The sequence below is a fragment of the Streptomyces sp. NPDC058678 genome (genome assembly GCF_042714835.1).
Taxonomy (GTDB): domain Bacteria; phylum Actinomycetota; class Actinomycetes; order Streptomycetales; family Streptomycetaceae; genus Streptomyces.
In genome coordinates this window covers 76,419-92,879 of sequence record NZ_JBHXSG010000011.1, presented here as the reverse complement: position 1 = coordinate 92,879, position 16,461 = coordinate 76,419, and the positions used below count along the sequence as shown (strand labels likewise).

The window sequence follows — 16,461 nt, the reverse complement described above, 5'->3', positions numbered from 1 at the left end:
CAAACTATCCGGAGGGGCCTTTACCCTCCGGGCATGGATCTTCGCGAAGAACTTCCGAGTGACAGACAGGCCGTGCGGGATGTTCACCTGCAGGCTTTCGGTGACCATGGCCTTGTCGTGGCCGACCTGGTCGATACCCTGCGGGAGACCATCACACCCGAGGACGGTCTCTCGCTGGTCGCCGAGCACGACGGGCAGGTCGTCGGGCATGTCATGTTCACCCGCAGTCTTCTCGATGCCCCTCGCCGGCTGGTTGACGTGCAAGTCCTCAGTCCGCTGGCAGTGATGCCTGACCTCCATAAGCGGGGTATCGGCTCGGCCCTGGTCCGACACGGACTGGGGGTCCTCGCCGAGCGGGCTGTTCCCCTCGTCTTCCTGGAGGGTGATCCGGGCTATTACTCGCGTTTCGGCTTCGCGCCCGGTGGTGGCCTGGGCTTTCGAAAGCCATCCCTGCGTATCCCGGACGGTGCCTTTCAGGTCATCAGGTTCCCGGAGCATGAGCCATGGATGACGGGGACACTGGTCTATGCAGAGCCGTTCTGGCGTCATGATGCAGTCGGCCTGCGTGACCCCAACGCATAGTGACGCGAGCGCCGATACCCGTGTTGTGACGTGACGCGCCGTTTGGATGCTGGTCCGGACGGCGCGGTGTCGCCAGGCTGTGCGGGTGGCAGAACGAGTACGCGTCCGCGATATCGATGATGACCAGGGGCGGCGCCTGCTGCGGATCATCCGCAGAGGCACCGGGTCGGTGGTGACCTGGCGGCGGGCGCAGATGGTGCTGCTGTCCGCGCAGGGCATGCACGTGGCGAAGATCGCCGAGGTGACGTTCACCAGCGCGGACCGGGTTCGGGACGTGATCCACAACTTCAACGCTGACGGCTTCGAGGCGCTCTACCCGAAGTACAAGGGCGGCCGGCCCAGGACGTTCACCCTGCCCGAGCGGCGCGACATCAAGAAGATCGCCAAGTCCAAGCCTGCCGAGCGCGGCCTGCCGTTTTCGACCTGGAGCCTGGCCAAGCTGGCCGACTTCCTGGTCGCCGAGGGGGTGGTCGACGACATCAGCCACGAGGGCCTGCGGGTCCTGCTCCGCGAGGAGGGCGTGTCCTTTCAACGCCTAAAGACCTGGAAGACCTCCCGCGATCCGGACTATGCCGCCAAGAAGGCCCGCGTCGAGCACCTCTACGCGATCGCCGACGGCGAGGTCATACCCGAGGACGGCGAACCGGAAGTTATCTTCTGCCTGGACGAGTTCGGCCCGCTCAACCTCCAGCCCCATCCCGGACGACAGTGGGCCGAGCGCGGCGGACGGCACAAGGACCCCGACCGGGAGCCGAGACCCCGTCGCCGGGCGACCTACACCCGCCCGCACGGGGTCCGGCACCTGTTCGCCGCCTACGACCTGGCCCAGGACAAGCTCTACGGCCACATCAAGCCGAAGAAGAACCGGGCGAGGCTCCTTCAGTTCTGCCGCTACCTGCGCAGCCTCTACCCGTCGGACATCCGGATCGCGATCGTGCTCGACAACTTCTCCCCGCACCTGACCACGAAGAAGGACTCCCGGGTCGGCGACTGGGCCGCAGCCAACAACGTCGAGTTCGCCTACACGCCGACCAACAGTTCCTAGCTGAACCGCATCGAGGCCCAGTTCACCGCCCTGCGCTACTTCGCCCTGGACGGCACGGACCACGCCAGCCACAAAGAGCAGGGCAGCATGATCCGCCGCTACATCATCTGGCGGAACAAGCACGCCGCCGACGAACGGCTACGTGAAGTGGTCGACAGGGCAAACGTTGCCTGATGCGGCACTAGGAACGGTCTCGCCCTGGAAGAGGTTGGAGAGGGAACCCATCCCCATCAGCAGCCAGGGCAGCAGGCTGAAGCCGCTGGGCGCCGGGCCGCGGTGCTCGGAGACCGGGCCGGCCTTCCGGGCGGCCTTGCACCCCACCTTGAGTCGGACCTTGTTCTCAGGCATGACCACGACGCTACGCACTCGCCCGCCCGCCCGGCAGATGCGCTTGTACGGACCGAGGCAGGACAAATGTCACGGGATGCTCTTCCACCAACCACTGACCTGACACTCCGTCAGGAGCCTTCACAACTGCGGAGCGCTGGGCTATACAGGGGTCGCCGGACTGGAACGCGTTCTAGGTCGGCCCCGTGTCGACCTCGGTGCGGCCGACGGTGCGGACGACCGTACCGAGGTCTCTGAGCCCTCAGGAGCAGGGAGCCCCATGCCCATCGACGCAGCCAAGGCCCTGGCCGCCGAGCCCCGCTCCGGCGAGATCGCCTGGACCGCGAAGGACGTCCAGCTCTACCACCTGGGCATCGGCGCGGGCATCCCCGCCACCGACCCCGACGAGCTGCGCTACACCCTGGAGTCCCGGCTGCACGTCCTGCCGAGCTTCGCCACTGTCGCGGGCGCCGGCTCGCCCGGGGTGATCAGCGGTCTGTCCATGCCCGGCGTCGACGTCGACCTGGCCCGCGTCCTGCACGGCGGCCAGAGCCTGGAGATCCACCGCCCCCTGCCGGTCGAGGGCACGGCCACCGCGACCTCCCGCATCGCCGGCGTGTACGACAAGGGGAAGGCGGCCGTCCTCGTGATGCGCACCGAGGTCGCCGACACCGACGGCCCGCTGTGGACCAACGACGCCCAGATCTTCGTCCGCGGAGAAGGCGGCTGGGGCGGCGACCGCGGCCCCTCCGCCCGTCTCGACCCACCCGTCGGCGAGCCCGACCGGATCGTCGAACGGCCGGTCCGCGAGGACCAGGCCCTGCTCTACCGCCTCTCCGGCGACCGGAACCCGCTGCACGCCGACCCGGAGTTCGCCAAGGTCGCCGGGTTCGAGCGGCCCATCCTGCACGGGCTGTGCACGTACGGCATCACGCTCAAGGCGGTCGTCGACACGATGCTCGGCGGGGACGTGACCCGGGTGCGCGGGTACGCCACCCGGTTCGCCGGGGTGGTGTATCCGGGCGAGACACTGCGCGTGCGCATGTGGCGTCAGGAAGGCGTCGTGCGGGTGGCCGTGAACGCGGTCGAGCGGGACGACACCCCGGTCCTCGCCGACACCGTCGTCGAACACTCCTGAGCCACCGAGCCACCGAGCCGCCGAGCCACCGACCGCCGAGCCATCGAGCCGCCGAGCCACCGACCGCCGAGCCACCGAGCCATCGAGCCACCGACCGCCGAGCCATCGAGCCACCGAGCCACCGAGCCTCTCGAGGGGAGCCGCACCATGCGCGCAGCCGTACTGCACGAGATCGGCCAGGACAAGCTGGAGGTCCTCGACGACGTCGAGGCGGTGGGCTTCGGTCCCGGCAAGGCGAGGATCCGGGTGCGGGCCACCGGGCTGTGCCACTCGGACCTGTCCGCGATGGGCGGCGTACTGCCGCAGCCGGCGCCGTTCGTGCCCGGTCACGAGGGCGCCGGGGAGATCCTCGAAGTGGGGGAGGGCGTCAGCCACCTGAAGCCCGGCGACCGGGTCGTCGTCTGCTGGCTGCCCGCCTGCGGTGTGTGTCCCGCCTGCAAGCGCGGCCAGACCCAGCTGTGCCTGGCCGGGTTCATGAACGCGGGCACCCCCAACTTCAGGCGCCCCGGCGGTGACGTCTTCGGCTTCGCCGGCACCGGCACCTTCACCGAGGAGGTCGTGGTCGACGCAGGCTGCGCGGTGCCGATACCCGACGACGTGCCCTTCGACATCGCCGCACTCATCGGCTGCGGGGTGACCACGGGGCTGGGTGCCGCGCTCAACACCGCGGACGTGGAGGCCGGTTCGTCGGTCGCCGTCATCGGCTGCGGCGGTGTCGGCATCTCCGCGATCCAGGGCGCACGCCTCAAGGGCGCCGCCGAGATCGTCGCGGTCGACCCGGTCGCCTCGCGCCGCGAGTCCGCGCTCAGGTTCGGCGCCACCAAGGCCGTCTCGCCCGACGAACTGGCCGACGCCAAGCAGCAGGTCACCGGCGGTGAGGGCTTCGACTACGTCTTCGAGGTCGTCGGCCGGTCCGCCACCGCCCGCACGGCGTACGACACCACGCGGCGCGGCGGCACCCTGGTCGTCGTCGGCGCGGGCGCCATGGACGACTTCCTCCAGCTCAACATGTTCGAGCTGTTCTTCGACGAGAAGCGGATCCTGCCGTCCATGTACGGCGGCGGGGACGTCCTGCGCTCCTACGAGCGGACCATCGCCCTGTGGCGGGCCGGCCGCGTCGACCTGGACGGCCTGATCACCCACCGGGTGCCACTGAGCGAGATCAACGAGGCGCTCGACCAGATGCGGACGGGGACGGCACTGCGCACCTGCATCGAGATCTGAACCGAGATCCGAGGGGGTCGGTATGTCACTGCCACTCGAAGGGCTCTCCGCGATCGTCACCGGCGCGGGCCGCGGCCTCGGCCGGGCCGAGGCGCTGGAACTGGCCCGGCTCGGCGCGGCCGTCGTCGTCAACGACTTCGGGCAGCCGGGCCGGGACGGCTCGGGCGAAGCCTCAGCCGCTCCCGCCGAACAGGTCGCCGCCGAGATCCGTACGGCCGGCGGAAAGGCCCTCGCCCACACCGGGGACATCGCCGACTTCTCACAGGCGGACGAGCTGGTCGCGTTGGCGGTCGCCGAGTTCGGCAAGCTGGACATCCTGGTCAACAACGCGGGCATCCTGCGCGACCGCATGGTGTTCTCCATGACCGAGGAGGAGTGGGACGCGGTGATCCGCGTCCACCTCAAAGGCCACTTCAACACCACCCACTTCGCGGCCGCACACTGGCGCGAGCGGTCCAAGGCGGCCGACGGGCCGGTGTACGGGCGGATCGTGAACACCTCCTCGGAGGCGTTCCTCGCGGGATCAGTCGGCCAGCCCAACTACGCGGCGGCGAAGGGAGGAATCGTCGGGCTCACCACCTCGACGGCCCTTGCGCTCGCCAAGTACGGCGTGACCGCCAACGCCATCTGCCCGCGCGCCCGCACCCGGATGACCGAGGACGTCTTCGCCGGGTTCGAGCAACCCGCCGACGGACTGGACCCCCTCGCCCCCGAGCATGTCGCCCCGCTCGTCGGCTACCTGGCCTCACCCGCCGCAGCACGCGTCAACGGCCAGCTGATCGTCGTACACGGCGGCATGGTGGCGATCGTCGAACGGCCGCGCGTACAGGCCAAGTTCGACAGCAAGCAGGACACGTTCACCTACGACGAGCTGGACGCGCTGCTCACCCCGCACTACGCGCAGCGGCCGCAGGGGGAGACCTTCGCGGCGGCGGAAGTGCTGGGGCTGCGACGCTCCTGACGCTGGGCGTGCCGTGTTCAGCGGTCCGGCAGCGGTTCAGGCCCGACGCGACAGTCCCCGGCATCCATTGATGCCGGGGACTGTCGAAAAGAAGCCGAGTGCCTGAGGCTTCGTCAGGCCGCGTACTCGGTCTGCGTCTGCTCGACCGGCCTGCGGTGACGGCCGCGGGGGGCCGCCTGGGCGGTCGCCTCGCCGTCGTGCTGCACCGAAACCGGACCCCGGTGCCGGCCGTGGCCGGTGGACTCCTGGACGTCGGCAGTGTGCTGGTTCGTGCTGGCGTCACTCATCGGAAAACTCACCCCGTCAACATGATCTTTCAAACAGCCGGGCGAGTTTAACCGGCGGCCCACACCCCCGATCCAGGCGGCCACGCCAACCGCCACTACTTCGTTACAAGACGCCCCAACGGTGCTTCCTGAAGCGGCACAGGACGTAGCGCGACGGGGCCCGGAGGGTCCGGTTCCGGCGGCTCGCCGGACGCCGCGGAGGAGTCCTCCGCCGCCGCCCGCGAAGCCGTACCGTCCCAAACCGGACCCTCCGCCCCCGCGCCCCCCGCTTCCCCCGCGTCCCCCGCCCTCCCCGCTTCCCCCGTCGCCCCCGCTTCCCCCGAAGGTGCCGCCACCCGCGCCACCCCGCACGGCGTCTCGGCCGTCGCGTACGGCAGGTGGAGCACCCCGTCCCCGGTCCAGAGGCCCGCGCCCGCCAGCCACCCCTGGGGCGGCGGGAGATGGTGCATCCGGCGCTGCGCGGGCCGCCACACCCCGACCCAGCTGCCGACCGGGCCGTCGACCCGCAACGCCACCGCGCAGCTCTCCGGCGTCAGCACCTGCCCGGGCTGGATGGCGAAGGGCGTGACCGTGCAGTTCGGCACCCGCAGGCACTCCGGGAAGCGCACCGGCAGGGTGCTGCCGAGGACCCCCCAGCCCAGCCGGTCGTGTCCCGGCGACGGCGCGTCCGAGCGGATCAGCAGCAGCCCGCTGTCCGGGTCGGCGAGCAGCAGCCGGTCGTCGCTGTCCGCCGCGATCTGGAGCAGCGGCGAGACCTCGCCGCCGCGCTCCAGGTCGACCACGACGGCCTTCGTACGGCCGCCGACCTCCCGGTCGAGGGCCAGCATCCGCCCGGCGTGGTCGAGCCACGCCCCGCCCGAGCAGCGCCCCGGGATCTCGGCGAGGTGCTCCGGCCCGAAGGCACCGCCCGCCACCAGCCACACCGCGCTGGAGCGCCGGCCCACGGCGACGGCGTACGCCTTCTCGCCACCCGGCGCCGGTGGCAGCAGCCGCAGCCGGGTGCCCTCGTCGGGGCACTCGACCGCGCCCAGCGGCAGCTCGCCGGTGGCGGGGCCGGTCGGGTAGAGGAGCGAGAAGTTGTGCCGTCCGTCCGCGAGCCGCCGGATGAGGACCCGTCCGTCGCCCATCGGCTGCACCTCGGTGCCGGGCTCCTCCGGCTGGTTGCCGGGCAGCGGCACCGCGTACGGCTCGGGGCCGTCCAGCGTCCAGCGCTCCGGGAACCAGGAGTCGCCGTCCAGGGTGAGGCGGGCGGCGTAGGCACCGTCCGCCGTGATGGCGCACTCCGGCCGCGCGGCACCATCCGCGTCTTCCGCCGCAGGCTCGATCGCACAGGCCGTCATCGTCTGGTCACCTCCGGCCACGAAGCTAGTTTTCGTACGCACAGACGGGGGACCGGCGAGCAGTCACTTCACACAAAGGGGTGGCCCAGGAACGATTCGCCTGAGGAACCCGGGGCGACTGTGCTGCGCGGGGTGACCGACGGCGGCAACGGTTCAGTGGCGGAGAACAGCCAGGTAGCCTTTCCTCGTGCCCCGTCTGTCTGAAGTCATCACCGCGCTGGAGAACCTGTGGCCCGCCGCGCGGGCCGAGTCCTGGGACGCGGTCGGCACCGTCGTGGGCGACCCCGACCAGGAGGTCACGCGAGTCCTCTTCGCCGTCGACCCGGTCCAGGAGATCGTCGACGAGGCGGTGAAGCTGGGCGCCGACCTGCTGGTCACCCACCACCCCCTCTACCTGCGCGGTACGACGACGGTCGCGGCCTCCACCTTCAAGGGCCGCGTGGTGCACACGCTGATCAAGAACGACATCGCGCTGCACGTCGCCCACACCAACGCGGACAAGGCGGACCCGGGCGTCTCCGACGCCCTCGCCGGCGCGCTCGACCTGCGCGTCGTCCGCCCCCTGGTGCCGGACCCCACCGACCCCGACGGCCGCCGCGGCCTCGGCCGGATCTGCGAACTCGACCACCCGCTGACCGTCCGCGAACTCGCCGCCCGCGCCGCCGAACGGCTGCCCGCCACCGCGCAGGGCATCCGGGTGGCGGGCGACCCCGAGGCCGTGGTCCGCACGGTCGCCGTGAGCGGCGGCTCGGGAGACAGCCTGTTCGACGACGTCCGCTCGGCCGGCGTCGACGCCTTCCTCACCGCGGACCTGCGCCACCACCCGGCGTCGGAGTTCGTCGCGGTTCACGCCCACAGTCCCCTCGCGCTGCTCGACGCGGCGCACTGGGCCACCGAGTGGCCCTGGTGCGAGCTGGCCGCCACCCAGCTCGACGAGATCTCCGACCGCAACGGATGGGACCTTCGCGTCCACGTCTCCAAGACGGTCACCGACCCTTGGACCGCCCACGCGGCGTCCGTCACCGCCACTGAAAACCTGGGAGCCCCCAACTGAACGCCGCGCCCGCCGACCAGATCCGCCTTCTCGACGTCCAGGACCTCGACGTCCGTCTCCAGCAGCTCGCGCACAAGCGCAGGTCGCTGCCCGAGCACGCCGAGATCGAGGCGCTGACCAAGGACCTGACCCAGCTGCGCGACCTCCTCGTGGCCGCGCAGACCGAGGAGAGCGACACCGCCCGCGAGCAGATCAAGGCCGAGCAGGACGTGGACCAGGTGCGCCAGCGCGCCGCCCGCGACCAGCAGCGCCTGGACTCCGGCGCGGCCACCTCCCCCAAGGACCTGGAGAACCTCCAGCGCGAGATCGCCTCCCTCGCCAAGCGGCAGGGCGACCTGGAGGACGTCGTCCTCGAGATCATGGAGCGCCGCGAGTCCGCGCAGGAGCGGGCCGCCGAGCTGACCGAGCGGGTCGCCTCCGTCGAGTCGAAGATCGAGGACGCGACGGCCCGCCGGGACGCCGCCTTCGAGTCCCTCGACGGCGAGGCGGCGACGGCGACGAAGGAGCGCGAGGTCATCGCCGGCACGATCCCCGCGGACCTGCTCAAGCTCTACGACAAGCTGCGCGCCCAGCAGGGCGGCGTCGGCGCGGCCAAGCTCTACCAGCGCACCTGCCAGGGCTGCCGCCAGGAGCTCGCGATCACCGACTTCAACGAGGTCCGCGCGGCGGCCCCCGACACGGTCGTCCGCTGCGAGAACTGCCGCCGCATCCTGGTGCGCACGTCCGAGTCCGGTCTGTAGTCGGGACTCCGGTTTTCGCTTTCGCTAGGAGCGTGTCGGGTGCGCGAGTTCATCGTCGAGGCCGACGGCGGGTCACGGGGCAACCCGGGGCCCGCGGGCTACGGATCCGTGGTGATCGACGCGGCGACGGGGGAGACCCTTGCCGAGGCGGCCGAGTACATCGGCGTCACCACGAACAACGTGGCCGAGTACCGGGGGCTGGTGGCCGGACTGCGCGCCGCGCACGGACTCGACCCCACGGCCAAGGTCCACGTCCGCATGGACTCCAAGCTCGTCGTCGAGCAGATGTCGGGCCGCTGGAAGATCAAGCACCCCGACATGAAGCCACTGGCGGCGGAGGCGGCGCGGATCCTTCCGGCTTCCCAGGTGACGTACGAGTGGATCCCCCGCGAGCAGAACAAGCACGCGGACCGGCTGGCCAACGAGGCGATGGACGCGGGCAAGCGGGGCGAGCGGTGGGTGGCGTCGGCGTCCACGGCGGAGCTGGACGCGGCTGACGCGCATGCGGCCGGGCGCTCGGCCGCCGCGCGCCCGGCGGTCCTTGAGCCGCCCGGGCCGTCCGGGCCGCCCGGAGACGCGACTGCGGGCGCGGCGCGTGCGCGTGCCGCGATGGCGGGCGGTCGAGGGGCCGTTGGCGGTGGTGTGACGGCCGGCGGGCCATGGGCGGTAACCGGCGGTGGTGTGACGGCCGGCGGGCGAAGGGCGGTAACCGGCGGCGGTGCGGTGGCCGACGGTCGTGCGGCGGTCATCGGCGGCGGTGTCGACGCCGACGGCCGGGGTACGGCAGCGGCGGACGTGTCATCTTCGGCCGAGCTTCCTCCCCTCGCCGCCGCTTCCTCGTCCAACGCCCCGTCCTCCCGCCGCGGAGCGGCGGAGTCTCTGGGCGGCGGAGCCGCGAAGGCCGACGCAGACGCCGATGTGCGGGGCGAGGCGGGGCCGGATGCGGTGGCTGCCGGGTCGTCGAGGGCTGATCTGCCTTCCGGTGCGTCCTCTGCGTCTTCTGCGTCTTCTGCGTCTTCTTCTCGCCGCGGAGCGGCGGAGTCACCCGGCGGAGACGGAGCCGGGAAGGCCGGTGCGGACGCGCGGGCCGCGCAGGTCGTGGCCTCGCCCGGGTGGGGTACTGCCGACATGGGGGCGCCTGCCACGTTCGTGCTGCTCCGGCACGGGGAGACGCCGCTCACGCCTCAGAAGCGGTTCTCCGGGAGTGGTGGGAGTGATCCCTCCCTCTCCGACATCGGCCGGGAGCAGGCGGAGCGGGTCGCCGCGGCGCTCGCCCGGCGCGGCACCGTCCAGGACATCGTCGCCTCGCCCCTCGCCCGTACCCGCGAGACCGCCGCAGCCGTCGCCGCCCGCCTCGGACTTGAGGTGACCGTCGAGGACGGGCTTCGCGAGACCGACTTCGGCGCCTGGGAGGGCCTCACCTTCGGCGAGGTCCGCGAGCGTTTCCCGGACGACCTGAACAAGTGGCTGGCCGACCCGGAGGCCGAACCCACCGGCGGCGGCGAGAGCTTCGCGGCGACCGCCATCCGGATCGCCGCCACCCGGGACAGGCTGGTCGCGGCGTACGCGGGCCGCACGGTCCTGCTCGTCACTCACGTCACGCCGATCAAGACGTTCGTGCGACTCGCCCTCGGCGCCCCGCCCGAGTCCCTGTTCCGCATGGAACTGTCGGCGGCCTCGCTGTCGGCGGTGGCGTACTACTCGGACGGCAACGCCAGCGTCCGGCTCCTCAACGACACGTCCCACCTGCGCTGACACGGAGGTCCGCCGCCGCGCGGGCCAGCTCCTCGATCCGACCCCAGTCCCGAGCCGCCACCGCGTCCGCCGGAAGCATCCAACTCCCGCCGACACAGCCGACGTTGGGCAGGGACAGGTACTCCGGCGCCGACTCGATCCCGATCCCGCCCGTCGGACAGAACCGCGCCTGCGGCAACGGCCCCGCCAGCGACCGCAGATACGCCGTCCCGCCCGCTGCCTGCGCCGGGAAGAACTTCATCTCCCGCACCCCGCGCTCCAACAGCGCCACGACCTCGGACGTGGTCGACACCCCCGGCAGGAACGGCACCCCGGACGCCCGCATCGCCTCCAGCAGTACGTCCGTCCAGCCCGGGCTGACCAGAAAACGTGCCCCCGCCGCCACCGACCGACTCACCTGCGCGGGAGTCAGCACCGTGCCGGCGCCGACCACCGCCCCTGTCACCTCCCCGGCGATCGCCCGGATCGCGTCGAGCGCGACGGGCGTCCGCAGCGTCACCTCGATCGCGGGCAGCCCCCCGGCGACCAGCGCCCGCGCGAGCGGTACGGCGTCGGAGGCGTCCTCGATGACGACGACGGGCACGACGGGGGAGAGGTCCAGGAGCGACGGGGCCATGGCGTCATCCTGCCCGCGGTGTGCAGCATGCGCAAAGCCCGTTGCGCATGCTGCAATAGCCGTCTGGCAATCATCTGTAGTTATAGGTTCTGCAGTTATCTGTAGCTATAGGTGTGGGGCAGCTCAGTGAACCTCGTCCACCAACACATCCAGCGCCCAAGCCTGCGCCCCCGCCTTCGCAGGAGCTTCGGCCTCCACCTCGTACCCGAGGTCCCGAAGCACCGTCACCAGCTCCGCCGGATCCTTGGGCGCGATCCCGGCCGACAGCAGACTCCGGACGATCCGCCCCTTCGTCGCCTTGTTGAAGTGGCTGACGACCTTCCGGGTCGGCGCGTGCAGCACCCGTACCGTCGCCGTCCGCCCGGCGACCTCACCCTTCGGCTTCCACGCTGCCGCGTACGCCGAGGACCGCAGGTCCAGCACCAGCCCGGCCCCGGCAACCTCCGGAAGCGCCGACGCCATGGCCGTACGCCAGTGCGCGCCCAGCGCCCCGATCCCGGGCAGCTTGACGCCCATCGAGCAGCGGTAGGAGGGGATGCGGTCGGTCACGCGGACAGCGCCCCACAGTCCCGAGAAGACGAGCAGCGACCGTCCGGCACGCCTCTTCGCGGCGGCGTCCAGGGACGACAGGCCGAGGGCGTCGTACAGCACACCCGTGTAGATCTCCCCGGCCGGCCGCGCCCCCGCCGTCCGCAACTCCGCGTTCTTGGCGACCTCGCCCCGCAGCCCCTCGCTCAGCCCGAGCACCTCGCGCGCCTTGCCCTCGTCGCCGACGCACAGCTCCACCAGCTCGTCCAGTACGGCCTCACGGGCGGCGGTGAGCCCCGGCAGCGACAGCGACTCCAACTTCAGCGGGGCGCCGCGGCCGGAGGAGGCCTTGCCTTCGGAGGGCGGCAGCAGGACAAGCACGGGATCGATCTCCTTCGGTTGAGCTCCGCAACAGCGTACGGCGTGCCCCTTCGCGGCCTTCGCCCTACGCTCGCTGTATGCCCCGCCGCCACATCCGCGTGTCCGGCGCCCCCGAAGCCCCCCTCCGGGCCGCCCTCACCGCGCTGCGCACCGAACTCGGCGTGCCCGAGAGCTTCCCACCCGAGGTGCTGGCCGAGGCCGAGCGGTCGGCGAAGGCACCCACCCTCCCCTCGTACGACGCCACCGACCTCCCCCTGTTCACCATCGACCCGCCCGCCTCCACCGACCTGGACCAGGCGATGCACCTGTCCCGTCAGGGCACCGGCTACCGCGTCCGGTACGCCATCGCCGACGTCGCCGCGTTCGTCGTCCCCGGCTCGGTGCTCGACACCGAGGCCCACCGGCGGGTGGCCACGCTCTACTTCCCCGACGAGAAAATCCCCCTGCACCCCGTCCTGCTCAGCGAGGGCGCCGCCAGCCTCCTCCCGGACCAGGTCCGCCCGGCCGTGCTGTGGACGATCGACCTCGACGCGGACGGCCGTACGCTCACCGTCGACGTTCGCCGGGCCCTCGTCCGCAGCCGGGCCAAGCTCGACTACGCGGCCGTACAGAAGCGGATCGACTCCGGCACCGCCGAGGAGCCGCTCACGCTCCTCAAGGAGATCGGCGAGCGGAGGGAGGCGTTGGAGGCCGAACGCGGCGGCATCTCACTCAACGTGCCCGAGCAGGAGATCGTCGACCGGGACCACACGTACGAGCTGACGTACCGCGCCCCGCTCCCCGCCGACGGCTGGAATGCCCAGATCTCCCTGCTCACCGGAATGGCGGCGGCGGACCTGATGATCTCGACCGGCACAGGCATTCTCCGCACCCTCCCCGCCGCCCCCGACGGCGCCGTCGGCCGCCTCCGCCGTACCGCGCACGCCCTGCGCATCGACTGGCCTCACCACGTCTCCTACGCCCAACTGGTCCGCTCCCTGAACCCGCACCGCCCGCACCACGCGGCCTTCCTCCAGGAGTGCACGACCCTTCTGCGCGGCGCCGGCTACACGCCCTTCCGGGACGGTGCGCTGCCGGACATCACCACGCACGCCGCAGTAGCGGCCCCCTACGCCCACTGCACGGCCCCGCTCCGCCGCCTCGTCGACCGCTACGCGTCCGAGATCTGCCTGGCGGCCGCCGCCGGTGACGCCCCGCCCGACTGGGTACTCACCGCGCTCGACCCCCTCCGCAAGGAGATGGCCGACGGCACCCGACGCGCGGGGGCCGCCGAGCGCGGCTGCCTCGACATCGTCGAAGCGGCATTGCTCAAAGGCCAGGTGGGGGAGACGTTCGACGCGTGGGTGGTGGACGTGGACGAACGCCGGCCCACCATCGGAACCGTGCAGTTGGAGTCCCCGGCGATCATCGGCCGCATCGAGGGCGGCGGAGCCCCGCTGCCGCTGGGGGAACGGTTGCGGGTACGCCTCACACAGGCCGATCCGGAACCGCCGGGCGCCTAGGGCGCCCAGGGCTCCCAGGGCTCCCGGAGCTCCCAGGACTCCCAGGGCTCCCAGGCGAAGGTGCGCTTCGTGCCTGCCTGATCGCGCGTACGAGGCCGTCGGCGTCGTCGGCGTGGAAGCGCACGAGGCGGATGCCCCGGCGCCGCCCGAGGAAGGTCAAGTGCGGGACCGGCTCGACGAGTTCGAGCGTGACAGAGGTCTGCGCGCCCACGGCGAGGTCGAGCTGCCCGTCGGCGCGCTGATGGCTGGCTCGCAGCTCACGGCGTACGTCCGAGATCTTCTCCAGGGGTATGCGCAGATCGACGTGTACGCCCCGGCGTATCCGCAGCGAACCGGGGGCGAGCACATGCGGCCGGACCACGTTCGACGCGTGCAGCCCGACGACGAAGAGGAGGGTGTACACGTCCAGAGCGAGCCACACCCGATGCACGGCCGGATAGTCACGCAGCAGCACGGACATCGTCAGCGTCTCGACCACACACACGAACGCGAACCCGAACATCACCGCGCCCTGCCCACGCGCGTACCCGAAGGCCCGCCCGCCCTCGCCGTCGACGATGCCGTGAGTCCTCCTCGCCGCCCACAGCACAAGACTCGCGAGCATCCGCACCTCGTGCAGGACGAGCACGTAAGCCGTCCTCATCCTTCATCCCCCTCGGTCAGGATCCGCAGCGTCCGCCGGATGGCCTCGGCCTGCGCGGGCGCGAAGTCGGCGTAGAAGGCGCGCAGGAAACTGCCGTCGTGGTCGATGTCCGCCTCGGGCAGCAGTTCCGCGGGCAGGCACTCGACAAGGGCACGGGCGGCCTCGTCCACACGCGGGTCGTCCGGGTCGGCCCCGGCGAGCGCGTCGAGCAGCGCGTACGCGGCACGGGCCCGCTCGGCCCCGTCCGGGCTGGCGAAGACGCTGCCCACCAGCCCGATCAGCTGCTCCCGAACCTCAGGAGTCGCCGAGGTGTCGATAAGCGCGAGGATCTCGCGGTCCTTGACGGCCATGGGCGAGTCGGAGACCTGCCCCACCGCACTGAACAGTGCCGCGAGCTCGGGCGAGACAGGCCCCTCAGCAGGCAGCGAGCCCTGCTGAATGAGCCCGCGCAGCCGGGCCCGCTGTTCCCGGATCGCCGCCTCCTGCCGGGCGAGATCCTCGTCGAGCTCACTGAGCACCTCGACGAGATCCTTCCCGGCGTCCTCGGCGAGCACGTCCCGCACCTCCGCGAGCCCCAGCCCCAACTCGGTCAGCCGCCGGATCCGGGCGAGCACGACGGCATGCCGCAGCGTGTAGTCCCGATAGCCATTGCCGAGCCGCTCGGGCTCCGGCAACAGACCGAGGTGGTGGTAGTGCCGCACGGTCCGCGTCGTGACCCCGACCGCGGCGGCGAGTTCTCCGATCCGCATGGACCCAGTACAAACGCTGACGCTGCGGCAGGGTCAAGGACGCGGGCCGGCACTTTCTCGTACAGGCGATCTTCCGCAGTTCCGTTCCGGTGAGCGACCGAACCGGCATTGCATGGATGCCATGTCACTGGATCCGATCACACGGACGCTCCTGCTGGACTGGTTCGTCGACCTGGACACCCCCGAAGGCCTTCGAGCGGACTCATCGAGGGGGAGCTCGTCGTGACCCTGGTGCCGGACGGGCACCACGAGCACTGCATCAGCCGGACCGCGCGCCAGGTGTATCGACGGTCCCCAGCCGACATGGAGTTCTCGGCGAACAAGGGCCTGCTATTGCCGAGTGTGGACGGCTGCCCGCCGGATCACGTGATTCCGGACGGCACGTTCGCCCCGAAGGAGCTGGAGCTGTACCGAGGAGCCGATCCCTGGATGCCTGGTGAAGGAGTCGCCATGGTGCTGGAGGTGATGTCCCCGAGACCTCAGACCGGCCGGAGTCCGCAGACCGACCGCGAGACCAAGCGCCGCTGTACGCCCGCGGTGGCATCCCCCTCTACCTGCTGGTCGACCGCGAGGCCTCGTGGACCACGCTGTTCGGCGACCCGGCGTCGGGCGACTACCGGGAGATCCGCGCCGCCGCCTTCGCCAAGCCGCTCACCCTCCCGGACCCCTTCGCCTTCGACCTGGACACGTCGGACTATCTCTGAGCCCTCTGGCGTTCCACCCTCAGGACGACGGCCAGGGGGTAGGACGCATGGAGCAGGCGCGGTGGACCAGGGCGCGTCTAGGCCGCTGCGGCCCCCCGCTCGACCTGCTCACCGCCCACTTCGACCGCCACGCCTACGCCTCGCACACGCACGAGCAGTTCAGCATCGGCATCTGCGTCGGCGGCTCCGAGGTCATCGACTACCGGGGCGACCACCTCCGCCCCGGCCCGGGCTCGATCGTCGTACTGGCCCCCGGCGAAATGCACACCGGCCGCCCCGCAGCCTCCGAGGGCTACGCCTACCGAGCCCTGTACCCCGAGCCCTCCCTCCTCACCGACGGCACCCTCGGCGTCGGCCTCCCGCACTTCCGCGAGCCCCTCGTCGATGACCCCGAACTAGCCACCGCGCTCCGCCGCGCCCACACCGAACTCAGCGCCTTCCCCGACCCGTTGGAGACCGAGTCCCGCCTCCCGTGGCTGCTGACGGCCCTCGCCCGCCGCCACTCCACGGCCCGCGCGACGAGCGACACGGTGCCGGGCGCCGCCCACATCGCCCACGCCGTACGGGACCGCCTGGCCGACGACCTCCTGGAGCCCCCCTCCCTGGCCCTGCTCGCCGCCGAGCAGGGCCTGTCCCGCTACCAACTCCTCCGAGCCTTCCGTACGACGATGGGGATACCCCCGTACGCCTGGCTGGCGCAGCACCGGGTACACCGGGCCCGCGGACTACTGGAGTCCGGACTGAAGCCGGCCGAGGTCGCGAGCCTGGTGGGCTTCGCCGACCAGGCGCACCTGACCCGTTGGTTCCGGCGGGTCGTCGGGGTCACCCCGGCGGTGTACCGCAACAGCGTTCAAGACGGCCGCCGCTGACGTGGCGAACATGGCC

The 16,461-nt window shown here is 71.6% G+C and carries 16 protein-coding genes and 2 pseudogenes; 11 read left to right on the top strand and 7 right to left on the bottom strand.

Annotation, left to right across the window (positions count from 1 at the left end; genetic code table 11):
• Positions 1-33 precede the first annotated feature (33 nt).
• Both ACFWWR_RS13400 and ACFWWR_RS13395 read left to right on the top strand, forming a co-directional pair.
• Complete coding sequence (locus ACFWWR_RS13400; RefSeq protein WP_326666631.1) at positions 34-582, top strand: N-acetyltransferase; 549 nt, start codon at positions 34-36, stop codon at positions 580-582.
• A gap of 85 nt (positions 583-667) precedes the next feature.
• Positions 668-1,801: pseudogene (locus ACFWWR_RS13395) on the top strand (IS630 family transposase).
• Here ACFWWR_RS13395 and ACFWWR_RS13390 read toward each other — a convergent pair.
• Positions 1,766-1,975: a hypothetical protein gene (locus ACFWWR_RS13390; protein WP_383878089.1), complete on the bottom strand. Its 210-nt coding sequence runs from the start codon at positions 1,973-1,975 to the stop codon at positions 1,766-1,768. The pseudogene ACFWWR_RS13395 and the gene ACFWWR_RS13390 overlap by 36 nt on opposite strands.
• A 259-nt stretch (positions 1,976-2,234) precedes the next feature.
• On the opposite strand from ACFWWR_RS13390, the gene ACFWWR_RS13385 reads away from it, so the two are divergent.
• The 3 genes from ACFWWR_RS13385 (at position 2,235) to ACFWWR_RS13375 (ending at position 5,277) form a co-directional block, all read left to right on the top strand.
• Complete coding sequence (locus ACFWWR_RS13385; protein ID WP_383878087.1) at positions 2,235-3,092, top strand: MaoC/PaaZ C-terminal domain-containing protein; 858 nt, start codon at positions 2,235-2,237, stop codon at positions 3,090-3,092.
• Positions 3,093-3,239: 147 nt separating this feature from the next.
• Positions 3,240-4,316, top strand: coding sequence for a Zn-dependent alcohol dehydrogenase (locus tag ACFWWR_RS13380; RefSeq protein ID WP_383878085.1), 1,077 nt, complete (start codon positions 3,240-3,242; stop codon positions 4,314-4,316).
• Positions 4,317-4,338: 22 nt separating this feature from the next.
• Positions 4,339-5,277, top strand: a complete 939-nt coding sequence (locus ACFWWR_RS13375; RefSeq protein ID WP_384303304.1) for a 3-oxoacyl-ACP reductase — start codon at positions 4,339-4,341, stop codon at positions 5,275-5,277.
• Positions 5,278-5,390: 113 nt separating this feature from the next.
• Here ACFWWR_RS13375 and ACFWWR_RS13370 read toward each other — a convergent pair whose 3' ends face one another.
• On the bottom strand, positions 5,391-5,564 hold the full coding sequence (locus ACFWWR_RS13370; RefSeq protein WP_383878081.1) for a hypothetical protein: 174 nt from the start codon (positions 5,562-5,564) through the stop codon (positions 5,391-5,393).
• 95 nt (positions 5,565-5,659) lie between these two features.
• Entirely contained in the window at positions 5,660-6,904 is a 1,245-nt protein-coding gene (locus ACFWWR_RS13365) for a hypothetical protein (RefSeq protein WP_384303370.1), read from the bottom strand.
• Between the two features lie 187 nt (positions 6,905-7,091).
• On the opposite strand from ACFWWR_RS13365, the gene ACFWWR_RS13360 reads away from it, so the two are divergent.
• From ACFWWR_RS13360 to ACFWWR_RS13350, 3 genes are read left to right on the top strand one after another with little or no spacing between them, the layout of a single operon-like run.
• Positions 7,092-7,958, top strand: a complete 867-nt coding sequence (locus ACFWWR_RS13360; RefSeq protein ID WP_383878079.1) for a Nif3-like dinuclear metal center hexameric protein — start codon at positions 7,092-7,094, stop codon at positions 7,956-7,958.
• Positions 7,955-8,698 (top strand): zinc ribbon domain-containing protein, encoded by a 744-nt coding sequence (locus ACFWWR_RS13355; protein ID WP_383878093.1) that lies wholly within the window; start codon positions 7,955-7,957, stop codon positions 8,696-8,698. Before ACFWWR_RS13360 ends, ACFWWR_RS13355 begins: the two co-directional genes overlap by 4 nt.
• 39 nt (positions 8,699-8,737) lie before the next feature.
• Complete coding sequence (locus ACFWWR_RS13350) at positions 8,738-10,453, top strand: bifunctional RNase H/acid phosphatase (RefSeq protein ID WP_384303302.1); 1,716 nt, start codon at positions 8,738-8,740, stop codon at positions 10,451-10,453.
• Here the strand turns inward: ACFWWR_RS13350 and eda are convergent.
• Together eda and yaaA are read right to left on the bottom strand one after the other, a co-directional pair.
• On the bottom strand, positions 10,428-11,069 hold the full coding sequence (gene eda / locus ACFWWR_RS13345; RefSeq protein ID WP_384303300.1) for a bifunctional 4-hydroxy-2-oxoglutarate aldolase/2-dehydro-3-deoxy-phosphogluconate aldolase: 642 nt from the start codon (positions 11,067-11,069) through the stop codon (positions 10,428-10,430). The genes ACFWWR_RS13350 and eda overlap by 26 nt on opposite strands.
• A 123-nt stretch (positions 11,070-11,192) precedes the next feature.
• A complete protein-coding gene (gene yaaA, locus ACFWWR_RS13340) occupies positions 11,193-11,978 on the bottom strand; it encodes a peroxide stress protein YaaA (protein WP_384303298.1) in 786 nt (261 codons plus the stop codon).
• Positions 11,979-12,055: 77 nt separating this feature from the next.
• On the opposite strand from yaaA, the gene ACFWWR_RS13335 reads away from it, so the two are divergent.
• A complete protein-coding gene (locus ACFWWR_RS13335; protein WP_384303296.1) occupies positions 12,056-13,480 on the top strand; it encodes an RNB domain-containing ribonuclease in 1,425 nt (474 codons plus the stop codon).
• On the opposite strand, the gene ACFWWR_RS13330 is transcribed toward ACFWWR_RS13335, so the two are convergent.
• Together ACFWWR_RS13330 and ACFWWR_RS13325 are read right to left on the bottom strand one after the other, a co-directional pair.
• Positions 13,446-14,123 (bottom strand): hypothetical protein, encoded by a 678-nt coding sequence (locus ACFWWR_RS13330; RefSeq protein ID WP_384303294.1) that lies wholly within the window; start codon positions 14,121-14,123, stop codon positions 13,446-13,448. The two genes, ACFWWR_RS13335 and ACFWWR_RS13330, sit on opposite strands and share 35 nt — an antisense overlap.
• On the bottom strand, positions 14,120-14,872 hold the full coding sequence (locus ACFWWR_RS13325) for a MerR family transcriptional regulator (RefSeq protein ID WP_384303292.1): 753 nt from the start codon (positions 14,870-14,872) through the stop codon (positions 14,120-14,122). Before ACFWWR_RS13325 ends, ACFWWR_RS13330 begins: the two co-directional genes overlap by 4 nt.
• 112 nt (positions 14,873-14,984) lie before the next feature.
• On the opposite strand from ACFWWR_RS13325, the pseudogene ACFWWR_RS13320 reads away from it, so the two are divergent.
• Together ACFWWR_RS13320 and ACFWWR_RS13315 are read left to right on the top strand one after the other, a co-directional pair.
• A pseudogene (locus ACFWWR_RS13320) lies at positions 14,985-15,576 on the top strand (Uma2 family endonuclease).
• Between the two features lie 47 nt (positions 15,577-15,623).
• Positions 15,624-16,445 (top strand): AraC family ligand binding domain-containing protein, encoded by an 822-nt coding sequence (locus ACFWWR_RS13315; protein WP_384303290.1) that lies wholly within the window; start codon positions 15,624-15,626, stop codon positions 16,443-16,445.
• Positions 16,446-16,461 lie beyond the last annotated feature (16 nt).

What these genes read in the sequence shown, in the direction of transcription:
- ACFWWR_RS13315 (WP_384303290.1), top strand. Translation starts at nt 15,624, where the DNA reads ATGGAGCAGGCGCGGTGGACCAGGGCGCGTCTAGGCCGCTGCGGCCCC.
- eda (WP_384303300.1), bottom strand. Translation starts at nt 11,069, where the DNA reads ATGGCCCCGTCGCTCCTGGACCTCTCCCCCGTCGTGCCCGTCGTCGTC.
- ACFWWR_RS13335 (WP_384303296.1), top strand. Translation starts at nt 12,056, where the DNA reads ATGCCCCGCCGCCACATCCGCGTGTCCGGCGCCCCCGAAGCCCCCCTC.
- ACFWWR_RS13365 (WP_384303370.1), bottom strand. Translation starts at nt 6,904, where the DNA reads ATGACGGCCTGTGCGATCGAGCCTGCGGCGGAAGACGCGGATGGTGCC.
- ACFWWR_RS13375 (WP_384303304.1), top strand. Translation starts at nt 4,339, where the DNA reads ATGTCACTGCCACTCGAAGGGCTCTCCGCGATCGTCACCGGCGCGGGC.
- ACFWWR_RS13330 (WP_384303294.1), bottom strand. Translation starts at nt 14,123, where the DNA reads ATGAGGACGGCTTACGTGCTCGTCCTGCACGAGGTGCGGATGCTCGCG.
- ACFWWR_RS13390 (WP_383878089.1), bottom strand. Translation starts at nt 1,975, where the DNA reads ATGCCTGAGAACAAGGTCCGACTCAAGGTGGGGTGCAAGGCCGCCCGG.
- ACFWWR_RS13380 (WP_383878085.1), top strand. Translation starts at nt 3,240, where the DNA reads ATGCGCGCAGCCGTACTGCACGAGATCGGCCAGGACAAGCTGGAGGTC.
- ACFWWR_RS13385 (WP_383878087.1), top strand. Translation starts at nt 2,235, where the DNA reads ATGCCCATCGACGCAGCCAAGGCCCTGGCCGCCGAGCCCCGCTCCGGC.
- ACFWWR_RS13325 (WP_384303292.1), bottom strand. Translation starts at nt 14,872, where the DNA reads ATGCGGATCGGAGAACTCGCCGCCGCGGTCGGGGTCACGACGCGGACC.
- ACFWWR_RS13400 (WP_326666631.1), top strand. Translation starts at nt 34, where the DNA reads ATGGATCTTCGCGAAGAACTTCCGAGTGACAGACAGGCCGTGCGGGAT.
- ACFWWR_RS13370 (WP_383878081.1), bottom strand. Translation starts at nt 5,564, where the DNA reads ATGAGTGACGCCAGCACGAACCAGCACACTGCCGACGTCCAGGAGTCC.